A 14,477-nucleotide genomic window follows, 5' to 3' on the forward strand; every position below is an offset into this window, starting at 1 on the left:
CTCGGGCCGTCGCTCAGGCGAGCGGCCGCCGCAGCCTGACGCCGGCGATGCGCAGTCCCGCGGCCAGGACAAGCACATAGGCGACCGCGCCGGCAAAGCCGAGAAGCAGCAGTTCAAACAGATCGGCGAAACGGCCGAGGCCGGCGACGAGGCTCCGCGCGGGCGCGGCTGCAAACAGCGCGAAGGCCGATAGCGCCCAGGATGCCGTCACGACGCAAGCGGCCGTGCGCCACAACAGCAAATCCGGCTTCATGGCGCCGCGCCGGATTGCAAGGAATACCAAGAGCAAAAGATTGATCCAGGCTCCGACCGCCGTGGCGGCGGCCAGCCCTACTGCGCCCAGGGGCTCAAACAGGACCAGCTTCAGGGCGATATTGACCGCCGCCGCGCCCAACGCGATCATCATCGGGGTTTTGGTGTCGCTCTGGGCCTGAAAGCTCGCCACGGCGGAACGCACGAGAACAATCGCGACAAGCCCGAATCCATAGGCCGTGAGCACCGCGGCGGATGCCTCCGCCGCCTCCGCCGTGAAGGCGCCGCGAAGAAAGACCCCCCGCATGATGACGTCGGGAATCATGAAAAATGCGATGGAGAAAGGCGCGCAAAGCGCCAAGGAGAGCGCCATGGTCCGGTTTTGCGCATGCAACGCCGCGCCTGGATTGCCGGCCGCCAGGAACCGGCTCATCTCCGGCAAGAGAACGGTCCCCGCCGCGATGCCGATGACGCCCAGCGGCAATTGATAGATCCGGTCGGCGTAGTAGATCGAGGAAGGGCCGCCGGTCGGCAACAATGACCCGATGATCGTATCGGCGAAAAGGGCGATCTGGATGCCGGCCGAGCCGATGACCGCTGGGCCGAGCGCGCCCAGAAAATGCCGGATGTTTTCCGTCATCGCCGGACGCGCGAATTGCTCCAGGATGCCGGCGCGATAGGCGGCGAGGGAGGTCAGGGCGAGTTGCAGCAGGCCGGAGAGGGCAAGGCCCCAGCTCGCTGCGATCGCCCCATTGGCGAACAGGAACGCCACGCCGAGAAAGGCCATGATCGAGAGATTCATCAGGACCGGCGCGAAGGCGGCGGCGACGAAACGCTTATGGGCGTTCAGGCTGCCGGACTGCAGCGTCACGAGAGTCACGAATAAAAGATAGGGAAAGGTGATGCGGGTCAGCGTCACCGTAAGCTCGAATTTCTCCGGGTCGTTGCGAAATCCCGGCGCGAGAAGATCCACGAAAAAAGGGGTGAAAGCCCAGGCAAGGCCCAGCAGCAATATCTGCGAGGCAAGCAGGCCGACGAAAATCTGACCGGCGAAGTGGCGGGCCCCAGCGAGGCCCTCGGATTGAAGCACCTGCGAATAGCTCGGCACATAGGCGGAGTTGAATGCGCCTTCGCCGAATATCGCCCGGAAATGGTTCGGCAGCCGCTGCGCCACCACAAAGGCGTCGTTGAGGAGGCCGCCGCCGAGAATGGCGGCCAGCATGACATCGCGCAGGAATCCCGTGCCGCGCGAGACCAGAGTGAGCCCGCCGACCGAAAGAAGGCTTTTGTACATCGAGGTTCAGGTCCAATCGCGCTGCGCCGGCGGCCCGCAATCGTCGGAGACCAGCGGGGCGAGGCCGACGCGCTCCTCGACCAGATAAAGAGGGCGCCGCTTCACCTCGGCGAAGATGCGGCCGATATATTCGCCGATGACGCCGAGCGAGAGCAGTTGAATGCCGGCGAAGAAGGTGATCGACACCATCAAGGAGGCGTATCCAGGAACGTCGACGCCGAAAATGAGGGTGCGGGCGACATAAAAGCTCGCCATCGCGAGCGCCAGAAAAGACATGGCGACGCCGACATAGCTCCACACCTTGAGCGGCAGCGTCGAAAACGACATCAGCCCGTCGAGCGCGAAATTGGTGAGCTTGAGATAACTGAACTTGGATGAGCCATGGGCGCGCGCCTCGACTTCAAAAGGCACGCCGATCGATTTGAAGCCGATCCAGGCGTAAAGCCCCTTTGAAAAACGCGCATGTTCGCGCATGACCCTTAGCGCGGCGACGGCCGTCGCGTCGAGGAGGCGAAAATCGCCGGCGCCTTCCGGCAGGCTGGTTTCGCCGACCGAGCCGAACAGCCGATAGAAGCGCTGCGTCAGCAGCCGCCGCAACGGACTGTCGGCGGCGCGATCGATGCGCTGGCCGAACACATTCTTGTAGCCCTCCCGCCAGCGCGCGACGAAGGTCCTGATCGTCTCCGGCGGGTGCTGCAGATCCGCGTCCATGATCACGACCGCGGCGCCGCGCGCGTGATCGAGGCCGGCCGCTATGGCGACCTCCTTGCCGAAATTCCGGCTGAGCGAGACCGCGCGAATGCGCGGGTCCGCGCCATGCGCCGCGCGCAATATCTCGAGCGTGTCGTCGGTCGATCCATCATCGACGAAGATGATTTCGAACGAGCTCACGCAAGAGTCGAGGACCGGCGCGAGTCTTTCCAGCAAGGGCCCGATATTCTCGGATTCGTTCCAGACCGGCGCGACGACGGAAAGCTCCGGGTCCCGCGAGACGGCGTCGGATCTTGTCATAGAGCGGGCTTCGTTCATTGGGCGCGGGGCCTTTGCGGCAGGTAAAAAGGTGATCGACTTTTTCGATATTGAGACATCGGATATATCCGACGTCTCATGAGAACATGCTCCAACCATTTGAAAATAAGCGATTCTTTTCGATCATATGGAATCGGCGGATCGAAAGGAATCGCTTAGGAGTCATTGCGCCGGAGCAAATCTGCATCGAAAAACCGATCAGCTTTGGCGGCACATGCACTAATGCGTGATCTGCGACAAAATGCGGCGCTTCCGACGGGATCCCTGCGCGAAAGCAAGGCAGGGGCAAGGCGACCCGTCTCGCCAATTCAAATTGACCTTCGCGCTTCGGGGTTCTTTTATGATCGATCAAATCGGCGAAGGGCTCTATAGCTTCTATTCCGGCGCGGTTTCCTTCGCGCCGAACCGGTTCCGAGCGCGCTTGAAATGCTCTAATCTTCGGCGTCGAATTGCGCAAGACAGAGGCAAATTCGGCCAAGCTGCGCCGGGGCCTTGCGGACAGGGGTTCTTTGCTGTCCGATTTTATCCGCGAGGCGAGAGGAGTTGATTGTCATGGGCGTGGCCGAAGCTTCCTTTTCATTCAGCCTCTGCGCCGATGATTTTGCGCTTTCTCCGGGGGTCAGCCGGGGCATTCTCGAGGCGCTGGCCGCCGGCCGCTTGAGCGCGACAAGCGTGATGACGACGCGCCCGTCCTGGCGCGAGGGAGCGCGGGATCTGCGCGCGTTCAAGGCCAAGGCCGATATCGGCCTTCACCTCAATCTCACGCTCGGGGATCCGCTTAGCGCGATGCCTAATTTCGCCGCGTCGGGCCATCTGCCCGAAATCAATCGCGTCCTGAAAGGCGCTCGAAATCATGATCTGCCGGAAGCGGAGATCCGGCGGGAAATTTCGCGCCAGCTTGACCGTTTTGTCGAATGTTTCGGCGCCGCGCCTGATTTCGTCGATGGACATCAGCATGTTCAGATCCTGCCGCAAATCCGGCATTGGCTGTTCGACGCCCTCGAATCCCGGGGGCTTGGCGGCAAAATCTGGTTGCGCGACAGTGGCGATCGCCTCTTCAGCATCTTGCGTCGCGGCGGCGAATTGAAAAAGGCGCTTGGCCTCGCATGGCTCGCCAAAGGCTTCGCCCGCGAGGCGCGCGCCCGCGGCTTTGTCGCCAATGACGGTTTTTCGGGCTTTTCGAGCTTTGATCCGTGCCGCGATTATGGCGCGGCCTTTGCCGGCTATCTGCGCGCGCCAGGCCGGCGTCATCTCATCATGTGCCACCCCGGCTATTGTGATGAGGAGCTTGTGTCCGCCGACCCGGTCACGCTCACCCGCGAGCGCGAGCTGAGCTTCCTCTTGTCTCCGGCTTTCGTCCGGCTGCTCGAGCAGAATCGTGCGGATTTGGCGCGGATCGGAGAATGCTTTTGCCGGCCTTCCGCGACCGCGGCGGAGTCCGCGCGCAATTCGCGGGGGGATTCGCATGTCTCGCGATAACCCAGGCGAGAGCGTCGCCTGGGTGACCGGAGCAAGCTCCGGCATAGGCCGCGCCGTGGCGATCGAGCTCGCCAGCCGCGGCTACATTGTCGCGGTGACCGCACGCCGCGCCGACGATCTCAACGCCCTGGCGGCCGATTCAGAGCGCATTTTCAGCTTCCCCGGCGATATAGGCGACCGCGCCAAGATGGCGGCCATCGTCAGCGAAATCGAGGCGGACCATGGCCCGATCGCGCTCGCCTTCCTCAATGCGGGCGTCTATTTTCCGGCCGAGCGGGACAGGTTCGAAGCCGGGCTCGTCTGGCGCACCTTTGAAGTCAATGTCGGCGGGACGGTCAATTGCCTCGATCCCGTCCTCGCCGCGATGGAGCCGCGCGGGAGCGGCCAGATCGCGATCACATCGTCCTTGGCGGGCTATGGCGGCATTCCCGGTTCGCTCGCCTATGGTTCGACCAAGGCGGCGCTGATCGCCATGGCCGAGGCCTTGAAGCTGACCTATCAGCCTTTGGGCCTGACCATCCAGGTGGTCAATCCCGGTTTCGTCCGCACCGAGATGACGGCGCATAATGATTTCTTCGAAATGCCCTTCATCATCGACGCCGATGCCGCCGCAAAGCGCATCTGCGATGGATTTGCGGGGAAGGGGTTCGAAATCACTTTTCCGCGCCGTCTCGCCTATCTCTTCAAGGCCGCATGCCTGTTGCCCTATGCGCTGTTTTTCCCGCTGATGGCGCGTGCGACTCAGCGGGCGCGGCGGTAAAGCATATTCCGAACATATTGGTTCAATCTGTTCGGAATATGCTCAGACTCTGAAAGCTGGAGCGATTTCTGGTCGATCGAATGACTCTATTCGATCGGAAAGCGCTCTAGTTTGATCAAAGCGGCGCCAACGCCTCCTCTCCAACAGCCGAGGAGTTCACCGGAATGTCCGGTCCCAATCCGCCCCTTAGGCCATGGGAAATCGTCGCGGCGAAAAAGCTCATGACGATCGCCGGCGTTCTTTTGGCGCTTGCGCTCTTTGTCGTCGCCGGCAAGGTCTTCTACGATCGCTCGCCTTGGATACAGGGATTGCTGCCCTCTCCCGGAAGGAACGTCCAAGGCCGGCGAGTGCTGGCAGGGCTCGGATTATCTTCATTGCGCCGGAAGGGCGGAAGGATGGAGCGGCAAACCTTAAGCGCCATTAGCTGCGTTGAAGCCCTCCCTTGATCGTCGCGAAGGCCGCAAGCGCCCGGGCGCGCGCTTTCGCGTGATCGACCATCGGCCTTGGATAGGTTTTTCCCAGTTCGACGCCGGCCTTCGCCAAAACCTCAGCCGGCGCCGACGAGGGCTGGTGGATCCATTTGTCGGGCATGGCCGCCAATTCGGCCACATGGCGGCGGACATAAGCGCCGGAAGGGTCGAATTTCTTGCCTTGCAACGCCGGATTGAACACGCGAAAGAACGGCGCGGCGTCCGCTCCTGAGCCGGCAATCCATTGCCAGTTGAGCGGATTATTGGCCGGATCCGCGTCGCAGAGCGTATCCCAAAACCACTTTTCGCCGATCCGCCAATCTATCAGCAGGTGTTTGATGAGAAAAGACGCCGCGACCATGCGCACGCGGTTGTGCATATAGCCGGTCGTCCGAAGCTCGCGCATCCCGGCGTCGACGAGCGGATAGCCGGTTTGTCCCATTCGCCAGGCAGCGATCTCCGCCTTTGGCGGATCGCGCCAGGGAAAAGCGTCGAATTTCGCGTCGAAATTCGTCTCGGCGACGTCTCGATGATGAAACAGCAGGTGATAATTGAATTCGCGCCAGCCCAACTCGGCCAGGAACTTCTCGCTACCCTTTGGCCGCGCTGGCGCTTGCCTAACTTCCGGCGTTCGGCGCGCGGGCTTTGCAGCGGTAAAAACCTGTCGCGGCGAAATCTCGCCAAAGCGCAAATGCGGCGACAGCCGAGACGTCGCGAAAATCGCCAGATCGTCGCGGCCCTCGGCATAGTTTGCGAGACTGTTTTCCACAAATGTCTTTAGCCGCGTGGCCGCCCCCCCTTCGCCTGGCGTCCAAGATTTGGCGAGACCTTTGGTCCACTCCGCCCGCGTCGGCAAAAGGCCAAGCTCGGGCAGGCTCGCGCGTTGCGGGCCATCATCCGGATAGCGCGCCGATCGAACGGTCAGCGGCGCGGGCAGGGGCTCTTCAGGGTCGGACATGGCCTGCACAGCGCGCCAAAAAGGGGCATAGACTTTGAAAGCCGCGCCGGTCTTGGCCTTGACCTCCCACGGCTCATGGAGAAGCTGCCCCTTGAAGCTCGCGCACTCCACCCCCGCAGCGGTCAAAGCGGTCTCGAGCCTTGCATCGCGCGTGATTTCCGCTCCGCCATAGCGCCGCGTCCAAAAGGCCGCGCCCGCGCCTGATCGCGCCGCCACCTCCGGCAAGAGCGTTTCGGCCGCGCCGCGGAAAAGATCAAGGCGGCCGCCGCGGCACGCGATCTCTTGCGCCAACGCTCTCAGCGAATGATGCAGCCACCAGCGTGAGGCGCCGCCGAGGGGGCGAAGGCCTTTGTCCGCAACGTCAAGGACATAGATGCAGAGCACAGGCGCCGCCCGCGCGCAAGCCGCATCGAGAGCCGGCTGGTCGGCCAGTCGCAGATCGTCTCGAAACCAGACGATGGAAGGTCTCGCTGAAGCATTCACCATGGCGACATTGGCAAAGGAGGTCCTTGCGCGGGCAGGAGCGATCGCCTAATCGAGCTTTTTGTCAGAAGGACGCGCTCGATGGCGGGTGAAGATCTGCATAAGGACATTGTCGGGCGTCGCGACAAGGTTTTGCACGACAAAGTTTTGATCGTGGATTTCGGCTCGCAGGTCACGCAATTGATCGCCCGCCGGGTCCGCGAGGCGGGAGTCTATTGCGAGATCGCGCCCTTTCAATCGGCCGAGAAAGCCTTCGCGGCGCTGGCGCCCAAGGCCGTGATCCTCTCAGGCGGCCCTTGCTCCGTGCATGACGAAGGCGCGCCGCGCGCGCCGGACGCGCTGTTTGAGGCGGGTGCGCCTGTGCTTGGCATCTGCTACGGCGAGCAGGTGATGGCGCTCCAACTCGGCGGCAAGGTGGCTCCAGGGGACCATCGCGAATTCGGCCGCGCCGAAATCGCGGTTTGCGCCGACAGCGCCCTCTTCGAAGGGGTGTGGGACAAGGCCAAACGCTACCCGGTCTGGATGAGCCATGGCGACGCCGTGACGCAACTGCCGCCGGGATTTGCCGTCATCGCGACGTCGGAAAGCGCGCCGATGGCGGCGATCGCCGACGAGGCGCGGCGCCTTTATGGCGTGCAGTTTCATCTCGAAGTCATGCATACGCCGGACGGCGCCAAACTGCTCTCCAATTTCGTCCATAAGATTGCCGGCCTCAAGGCCGACTGGACCATGGGCGCGTTCCGGCAGGAGGCGATTGCTTCGATCAGGGCGCAGGTTAGCTCTGGCCGCGTGCTGTGCGGCCTCTCGGGCGGGGTCGATTCGGCGGTCGCCGCCGTGTTGATCCACGAGGCGATCGGTGACAAGCTGACCTGCGTTTTTGTCGATCACGGTCTGTTGCGCCAGGGCGAAGCCGAAGAGGTCGTCAGCCTCTTTCGCGGCCATTACAATATTCCGCTCGTTCATGTCGAGGCGCAGGCGCTGTTTCTCAACGCGCTGATCGGGATCAGGGACCCGGAGGAAAAGCGTAAAATCATTGGTCGGCTGTTCGTCGCGACTTTTGAGGCCGAGGCCAAGAAGATCGCCGCCGACGGGCGCGGCGCGCCGGAGTTCCTGGCCCAAGGCACGCTTTATCCGGATGTGATCGAGAGCGTCTCCTTCAGCGGCGGACCCTCGGTCACGATCAAGTCGCATCACAATGTCGGCGGTCTGCCCGAACGCATGAATATGAAGCTGGTCGAACCTTTGCGCGAATTGTTCAAGGACGAGGTGCGCGTGCTTGGCCGCGAACTGGGCCTGCCCGAGGCCTTTGTCGGGCGGCATCCGTTTCCGGGCCCGGGCCTCGCCATCCGCTGTCCTGGCGGCGTCACGCCGGAAAAGCTCGCGATCCTGCGCCAGGCTGACGCGATCTATCTGGACGAAATCCGCAAGAGCGGCCTCTATGATGAAATCTGGCAGGCCTTCGCCGTGCTCCTTCCGGTGCAGACCGTCGGCGTCATGGGCGATGGGCGCACCTATGAATTCGTCTGCGCGCTCCGCGCCGTCACCTCGGTCGATGGCATGACGGCGGATTTCTATCCGTTCGACATGGCCATTCTGGGCCGCGCCGCCACCCGCATCATCAACGAGGTCAAGGGCGTCAACCGCGTCGTCTACGATGTGACCTCGAAGCCGCCGGGCACGATCGAGTGGGAGTGATGTTTTCTATCAACCTGATATGGCCGCACGAATTACAGGCCGGCTCGAAGATCCGGCAAAGACCGGAACCCTCATTCTCATTGGCGATCCTGGGCGCGCTGATTTGCCCCGCGAAAAGCTTTGCTCGCTCGCCTTTTATGATGTTTCAACGCTGCTTGCTTTAGAAGATGCCATGATGAAGCGGACAGACGTTTGGAGCTTTGTCCGAAAGCTTGAAACATTCGGCGCGTCATGCCGCCGATAAGCGCTCATTCCACTGTCCAGCCGCTGTTGATCGAAAGAAAGGCGTCGAGCGAGGTCGTTGAGCCGCTGACCGCTACGCGACACGGACGATGATCCTTGAAAAGATCATCGACGCTCAACATCCGGGTTCGCTTCCTCAAAAAAACCGAGTTCGCGATAAATATGCCTCGTTTCAGCGGCTGGAGCCACGATCACGCTGAGGATATCAAACTCCTGGCCCTGCGAACAAGTCCGCGAAAGTCGCCGCCTGATTGGTTACAGCCCAGCAGCTGTAATTGCTCAGCAGGTTCACCTCAGTCGCGGTGAGCGACGTATCCAGCGTGTTATAGTGTGGAAAGTTGTTGGACGTGCGAGCCGCTGTCACAAGAGCAGCGACGTCCGGGTTATTTGCGAACAGGTCCGCCCAACTCTGGGCAAAATTCAAGTAGCACCACACTACCTTCACCGTCTTGCCGCCGGTGATGCCGAACCAAGTATTGCACATCACCGACAGGCTCTGCGTGAAGATCGCGCTATTCCTGGTGAAGCCCGCTCCGGCCGCAGCGGCGAGCCCCTGAAGCAATGCCGGGAACTGGTCCGATGGAAAAACTTGGTTTTGCGCGTAAGCGCTGAAATCGTTGTTCGTAGTGTCGGCATAAGGGACATAGCCCTGATATTGGCCGAGGCCGCCCGCTTCGTAAGGCTTGTAGCCAAATAGCGGTGGAATGCTCTCGTCGATGACGATCTGAGTGTTCGGGATGAAGCCGCCATGTCCATCCGAGACCCCAAAGTCGCCGCTCTGGATCGGCGCCTCGGTGTTCACGAAGGAAATCACGCTGTCGATGTCGGAATAGGCGAGCATGCCGTTGATTCCGGTATTCTCCAGGCTGCCGCCATCGGCGAAACGGGTCGGAGCCGGCTGCTGCACGACTTTTTGATGCGAGGGAGACCAATAATAATATTGCGGGATCAGGTCCTGCAGGTTCGGGAAGCTGAACTTCAGCGCGGACAAATCGGAGGGCCCGGTCGACGTCGCATAGCGCTGAATCATCGCGCGCGCCTCAGCTTGCTGCTGCAATGGCAGGTGCGATCGGATCCACTGTAGAAGTTCATCGAAGTATTCTACGATCTCCGCCGCGAATTCCAGAGGATTTTGCTCCCATATGGCAATCTGATTCTGTAGCGCATAAGCGATAGCTGCGCTGCTGGCGCCTACGGCATCGGTCAGCGACCATTGCCGCGTCTGCGCGATTGTTGCGGTTGTTGCTATCGCCCCTGCAAACAGAGAGTTGAACGCGAATGAGGTTACCGCGCCACCGCCAACGGGCAGCCCATTTCCGTCGACGCCGCTCGGCGCGCCCAGAATGCCCGTGATCAGGCCACCCGTCTGCACCGGCGCCAATGGCAGCACCCCCGTTTGATCAAGGAACATGGCCGTGTTGCAAATCAGGTAAGGCCGCGTCACCCGGCCTGTGGCCGCAGCAAAATGGTCGATGATTTCGTTCGCGATCGTTGGATTCAGTGGCGGATTTGCCGCGGAGTTTGTGACGGACGCGGCCTGGGTCGCCGCGTTCAAAGTAAAGGTGTCATCCGGCATCAGCTTGGCGGACATTGAGGAAAGGCCGTGCGCGGCCAGAATGTGTAGTGCGATTAGGGTCTGCCAGAGCATGTTCGGCGTAACTCCGAGCACCTCGTACAGGATCAACGCTTCCAGGGCGAGCATCGCAACACTAAACGAATCGGATGTTATTGGAGTCCCCGCGTTGCCGGCGGGCAGGACCGCTAGCTCCGCTGGCGTCAGCTTACTCTGCTCGGCGACATAGGGACCGAGATAGGCGTCGTCGCTTGCGGCGGTCGAGGGCAGGAAGGTGAATGGTACTCCGAGCCACGATCCGCCGGACACTGTGGACAGCGCACGAACCTGTCCGAGCACCGGTGCGCCGTTGACTGTCAACTGCTTCAGTGCGCGTAACTGGCCCATGCCAGCCGTCAATGCGCGCGATCCGCCCCCTGACAGGCACACGCCGACTCGTCCCGGCGTGGAGGGCAGAGTCAAGCCTGCCGCCTGATACAGTCTTTCGACCGAGAGGCCGCTCCCTGTTAGGGTGATATCGGTGGTAAAGCTGCCGGCCGCCATCTCATCCTCCCTCGCTGGCCTCAGCCGACGTTTCCGATTTAATCGGCTTTTTCGTGGGGGAGGCGTCTATTGGTAGCCGGCTTCATCGGCTTTGTCACGGTCCCAAAGAGAGTAGGTAGAAAATCAATTGGCAGGTGCTGTTCACGTCAGGGCTTGGACGCAATTGCCTAAAACCAAAAAGTGTGGGCTAGCAAGCCATTGATTTTTCGATACCCGATGTAGGGTGCTGCCTCGAGGCGGAGACTTCGCCAAGCTCAGCGGCTCCAGCTCGTTGCGCCATTCGCCGTCCGTCAAATCGCTTGCAGTGCGTTTAGAAATTACCCTACCGCCAATTAGCGCAATGGGGCGCGGCGGCTCCGGGCTCAGCGCGTGACGAGAGTCGCGATCAGGGCGTTCGCCGCATCGGTGAGACGGGAGAACATCGCGAAATCGACCCGGTTCACAGCGACGAACAGGCCAACGTTTCGGCCCGGCGCGAATGCTATGTAGCTCATAAAGCCGACGCCGCCGCCGCTCTTCGCCACAAGCGTCGGGTGGATGCTTCGGCCCGCCACGATCACCCAGCCGAGGCCGAGGCCAGCCATTGGTCCGGCCTCGTCAAAGCCGATCGCCGCCTGCAGGGCCTGGCGCTGGCGATAGACGGCATGGCTCAGCGCCAGCGCGCCGTCCGCGTCCTGAATATTGTGGCGCAGCCAACGCGCCATGTCGTTGCCCGTGCTGTAAAGCCCGCCGCTGCCGTCCGTCGCATGCGTGTTGACGCATGGGCCTGCGCCGCCGAGGCCAGTGCCGATCATCAGCCTGTCGCACTGTTCAGGCGTTGGCGCAAAGCCAGTGTCCCTCATGTCCAACGGCGCCGTGACATGCTTGCGGAGCAAGTCGGGATAGGCTTGGCCGCCGGCGGATGCGATAGCGTCGGCAAGGAGATCAAAACCGATATTGGAATAGGCGGCGATGGCGCCCGGCGCCCAGGGGAGCTTGTAGCTGGGGAGCCACTTCCAGCGATCCTCGCGCGTCGGCCAGGCGCGCGGGAGCGCGTCGGATGGGGCTTCTCCCATTTCGCGCGGCAATGCGGCTGAGTGGGTGGCGAGATCGAGCAGCGTGATCGGGCGCGCGCCGAAGGTGGGGACCGTCGCGTCACCGGCGTAGCGCTGCAGGGAATCGGTAAGGCTCAGCTTGCCCTCGGCGACGAGCGAGGCCAGCACCTCGGTCGCAAAGACCTTGGTGATTGAATTCAGGCGAAGAAGGCTGTCTCCGTCAGGCTTGCGCTTGTTGCCCTTCTTGGTCTCGCCATAGCCGAGGACGAGGCTATGATCGCCGCGCACGATCGCCAAGACCATGCCTGGGGCGCCGGACTCCATAAACATGACGGCGCCGGCGAGGTCGGTTGCTTCCGCGAGAACCGGATCGGCCGGCGGCGAATCAGCCGCGCGGGAGGGGGCAGTCGCCGCGATAGCTAGGATGAGTGTGAGGAAGATGGATCGCATTGCTACGGCGCTCCCTTAGCGCTAGCCGTCGCGTTAGCGATGCCTTCTCGGATGGCGGAAGCGCGCAGCAGGGAAGTCAGCGACAACGTCAATCGCTGGCCGAGCAGGATAAAAATATGCACGTTCCCTCCCATATGAGCGAGGCCCACTTGATCCCCACCGCATTTTCTATCCGTTTGTTCGGAATGAACCAGATTATCGCAACGATCACATAACGGGCGGGGCTCAGGTATGGGTAAATGAAGGCCAATGATAAGGAAACAAGGTAGATTAGCAGCGACGATTTTACCTTTTACATCCTTGCCCACGGCCTTTGCCAGCGCCAAGTCGTCGCCGTTGATCGAGCGCAGGGCTACGGCGATGACTCGGCGCGGCGAGCGATCTCGATCCGGTCGGCATATCCCTGCGCCACAACCTCCAGATGGCCGTAGCGCGTCGGCGCCAAGTAATTGCTATTCCTGTAGCGCGCGAGCGACATACTATTGCTGATTGCAGCCTAAATCAGCCTCTTGCCGTTAGCGTTTGACTGAATTGCGATATTCCATCTATGTCCCGCAAGTCCACGGTCATAGCTTGCGTCTGCGGATCGATGTTGACTTCACCGAAGAACTGGAAACCTGCAAACGGCGACATATTGGCGACGGGCGGGGCTTTTTGGAATACAACCTGCGGGCCAAAGGTATTGTCCAGCGTATTGGGACCAAAGCTGCCCGCGTTGAGCGGGCCAGCGACGAATTCCCAGAACGGGTCAAAGTTTTGGAAGGCTGCTTTCTCTGGCGCGTAATAATGAGCGGCGCAGTAATGGACATCGGCGGTGAGCCAGACGACATTGAGCACGCGAGCCTCTTTGATGCGCCTGAGCAGCCGCGCTATTTCGAGCTCGCGGCCGAGCGCCGGTCCATTAGCGCCGTTGGAAATAGCCTCCCAGCGCGCGCGTCCCTGGGCATCCTTGCCGTCCGGCACGTAAAGGCCGATTGGCATGTCCGCTGCAATCACTTTCCAGGTCGCACGCGACGACGCGAGTTTTTTCACCAGCCAATTGATTTGCTCCTCGCCGAGGAATGCGGTTTCGCTGCTTTCCGAGATTTGCAAGTTGTAGGTATTGGGGCCGCGATAGCTGCGCATGTCGAGGACGAAGACATCGAGCAATGGGCCATAAGGGATGTGGCGATATACGCGCTCGGGCAGTTTGTCCGAGTTAGATTCCCATGACTCCCTAAGAACCGTGGTCCGATGCAGAGCTTCCGGATACCAGCGCATCGGCGCATTTTCGAGGAAGGCGCGCCGGCCGCGCGCCACCAGCACGCTCACATCCTTTTCCGTGTAACGCGCATCGGCGGATAAATCCTTAGACCCAGACCAATTGTTGACGACTTCATGGTCGTCCCATTGCCAGATCTGCGGCACCTGTCTTGCAAATCGGCGCACATTGTCGTCCAGCAGATTGTAGCGATGACGGCCCCTAAATTCCTTAAGTGTTTCGGCCACCTTGCTCACTTCCTCGGTGACGATGTTCTTCCAGACGCGCCCATCCTCGGCGGTCACTTCGGCGGCTATTGGGCCATCGGCGTAAATGGTGTCGCCGCTGTGGATGAAGAAGTCCGGGTCGCGCTGACGCATCGCCTCATAAATGCGCGCGCCGCCGAATTCTGGATTGATTCCCCAGCCCTGCCCAGCCATATCGCCGGACCATTGAAAGCGTATCGGGCGGTGGGTGGTGAGCCCTGGAATGCGAAACCGGCCTTCGAGGTAGGGACCCTGTCCGCGGCGTTCGTTAGGGTTGTCAAAGGCCACACGCAAATAATAGGATCGCCCCGGTGCGACGCCGCTCAGAAACATGCGGGCGGTCAGGTCGGTGGCCTCTGTGGCCAAAGGACCGATGCGGCGTATGGGCCGGCGAAAATCGGGATCGAGGGAATATTCGACGACCATTTGAGCCGGGCGATCCGCGCGCGACCAGATCACCAGCCCGTCGAAGGACGGATCGCCAAGCTGCAATCCCAAAGGCAAGCCAGCGCGGCCGGCGGAGACGATCGCGGGAGCCGCCGGACTGGCGGCCGATGCGATGGAGGGCGTGCTGACGCCGAGCGCTCCAAGACCAAGGGAAACACTGGAATTGCGCAAGAATTGGCGGCGGTTTTGGTCTGAAGGTCTCATGGGCTGACGAATCCTGCTGCGATCGATAGAAAAGCATCGTGTGGAAGACGGTGGCCA

General features: G+C 61.5%; 10 protein-coding genes. 3 read left to right on the top strand and 7 right to left on the bottom strand.

The window, feature by feature from the left end; all coding sequences use genetic code 11:
• Positions 1 to 13 precede the first annotated feature (13 nt).
• The 3 genes from murJ to DL86_RS08455 form a co-directional block, all read right to left on the bottom strand.
• Complete coding sequence (gene murJ, locus DL86_RS08445; RefSeq protein ID WP_036260151.1) at positions 14 to 1,546, bottom strand: murein biosynthesis integral membrane protein MurJ; 1,533 nt, start codon at positions 1,544 to 1,546, stop codon at positions 14 to 16.
• Positions 1,547 to 1,552: 6 nt separating this feature from the next.
• Positions 1,553 to 2,557 (bottom strand): glycosyltransferase family 2 protein, encoded by a 1,005-nt coding sequence (locus DL86_RS08450; RefSeq protein ID WP_036260346.1) that lies wholly within the window; start codon positions 2,555 to 2,557, stop codon positions 1,553 to 1,555.
• A 94-nt stretch (positions 2,558 to 2,651) separates the two neighbouring features.
• Positions 2,652 to 3,053, bottom strand: coding sequence for a hypothetical protein (locus DL86_RS08455; protein WP_156964539.1), 402 nt, complete (start codon positions 3,051 to 3,053; stop codon positions 2,652 to 2,654).
• 74 nt (positions 3,054 to 3,127) lie between these two features.
• On the opposite strand from DL86_RS08455, the gene DL86_RS08460 reads away from it, so the two are divergent.
• Both DL86_RS08460 and DL86_RS08465 read left to right on the top strand, forming a co-directional pair.
• The gene (locus DL86_RS08460; RefSeq protein WP_051953001.1) at positions 3,128 to 4,054 is read left to right on the top strand and encodes a ChbG/HpnK family deacetylase; all 927 of its coding nucleotides are present in this window, start codon (positions 3,128 to 3,130) and stop codon (positions 4,052 to 4,054) included.
• Positions 4,041 to 4,814, top strand: a complete 774-nt coding sequence (locus DL86_RS08465; RefSeq protein WP_036260156.1) for an SDR family NAD(P)-dependent oxidoreductase — start codon at positions 4,041 to 4,043, stop codon at positions 4,812 to 4,814. Before DL86_RS08460 ends, DL86_RS08465 begins: the two co-directional genes overlap by 14 nt.
• 420 nt (positions 4,815 to 5,234) lie before the next feature.
• Here DL86_RS08465 and DL86_RS08475 read toward each other — a convergent pair whose 3' ends face one another.
• Positions 5,235 to 6,728: a cryptochrome/photolyase family protein gene (locus DL86_RS08475; protein ID WP_036260161.1), complete on the bottom strand. Its 1,494-nt coding sequence runs from the start codon at positions 6,726 to 6,728 to the stop codon at positions 5,235 to 5,237.
• A 78-nt stretch (positions 6,729 to 6,806) separates the two neighbouring features.
• Here DL86_RS08475 and guaA point away from each other — a divergent pair, with 78 nt between their 5' ends.
• On the top strand, positions 6,807 to 8,420 hold the full coding sequence (gene guaA / locus DL86_RS08480; protein ID WP_051953003.1) for a glutamine-hydrolyzing GMP synthase: 1,614 nt from the start codon (positions 6,807 to 6,809) through the stop codon (positions 8,418 to 8,420).
• Between the two features lie 448 nt (positions 8,421 to 8,868).
• On the opposite strand, the gene DL86_RS08490 is transcribed toward guaA, so the two are convergent.
• From DL86_RS08490 to DL86_RS08500, 3 genes are all read right to left on the bottom strand, one after another.
• Complete coding sequence (locus tag DL86_RS08490) at positions 8,869 to 10,779, bottom strand: hypothetical protein (protein ID WP_156964540.1); 1,911 nt, start codon at positions 10,777 to 10,779, stop codon at positions 8,869 to 8,871.
• 362 nt (positions 10,780 to 11,141) lie between these two features.
• Entirely contained in the window at positions 11,142 to 12,263 is a 1,122-nt protein-coding gene (ampH, locus tag DL86_RS08495; protein ID WP_036260167.1) for a D-alanyl-D-alanine-carboxypeptidase/endopeptidase AmpH, read from the bottom strand.
• 501 nt (positions 12,264 to 12,764) lie between these two features.
• A complete protein-coding gene (locus tag DL86_RS08500; protein ID WP_036260169.1) occupies positions 12,765 to 14,420 on the bottom strand; it encodes an alkaline phosphatase D family protein in 1,656 nt (551 codons plus the stop codon).
• Positions 14,421 to 14,477: the final 57 nt, after the last annotated feature.

It is taken from the genome of Methylocapsa aurea (genome assembly GCF_000746085.1).
Taxonomy (GTDB): Bacteria; Pseudomonadota; Alphaproteobacteria; order Rhizobiales; family Beijerinckiaceae; genus Methylocapsa; species Methylocapsa aurea.

Coding starts and splice junctions, on each gene's coding strand:
- murJ (WP_036260151.1), bottom strand. CDS start 1,546: ATGTACAAAAGCCTTCTTTCGGTCGGCGGGCTCACTCTGGTCTCGCGC.
- DL86_RS08450 (WP_036260346.1), bottom strand. CDS start 2,557: ATGACAAGATCCGACGCCGTCTCGCGGGACCCGGAGCTTTCCGTCGTC.
- DL86_RS08460 (WP_051953001.1), top strand. CDS start 3,128: ATGGGCGTGGCCGAAGCTTCCTTTTCATTCAGCCTCTGCGCCGATGAT.
- DL86_RS08465 (WP_036260156.1), top strand. CDS start 4,041: ATGTCTCGCGATAACCCAGGCGAGAGCGTCGCCTGGGTGACCGGAGCA.
- DL86_RS08475 (WP_036260161.1), bottom strand. CDS start 6,728: ATGGTGAATGCTTCAGCGAGACCTTCCATCGTCTGGTTTCGAGACGAT.
- guaA (WP_051953003.1), top strand. CDS start 6,807: ATGGCGGGTGAAGATCTGCATAAGGACATTGTCGGGCGTCGCGACAAG.
- DL86_RS08490 (WP_156964540.1), bottom strand. CDS start 10,779: ATGGCGGCCGGCAGCTTTACCACCGATATCACCCTAACAGGGAGCGGC.
- ampH (WP_036260167.1), bottom strand. CDS start 12,263: ATGCGATCCATCTTCCTCACACTCATCCTAGCTATCGCGGCGACTGCC.
- DL86_RS08500 (WP_036260169.1), bottom strand. CDS start 14,420: ATGAGACCTTCAGACCAAAACCGCCGCCAATTCTTGCGCAATTCCAGT.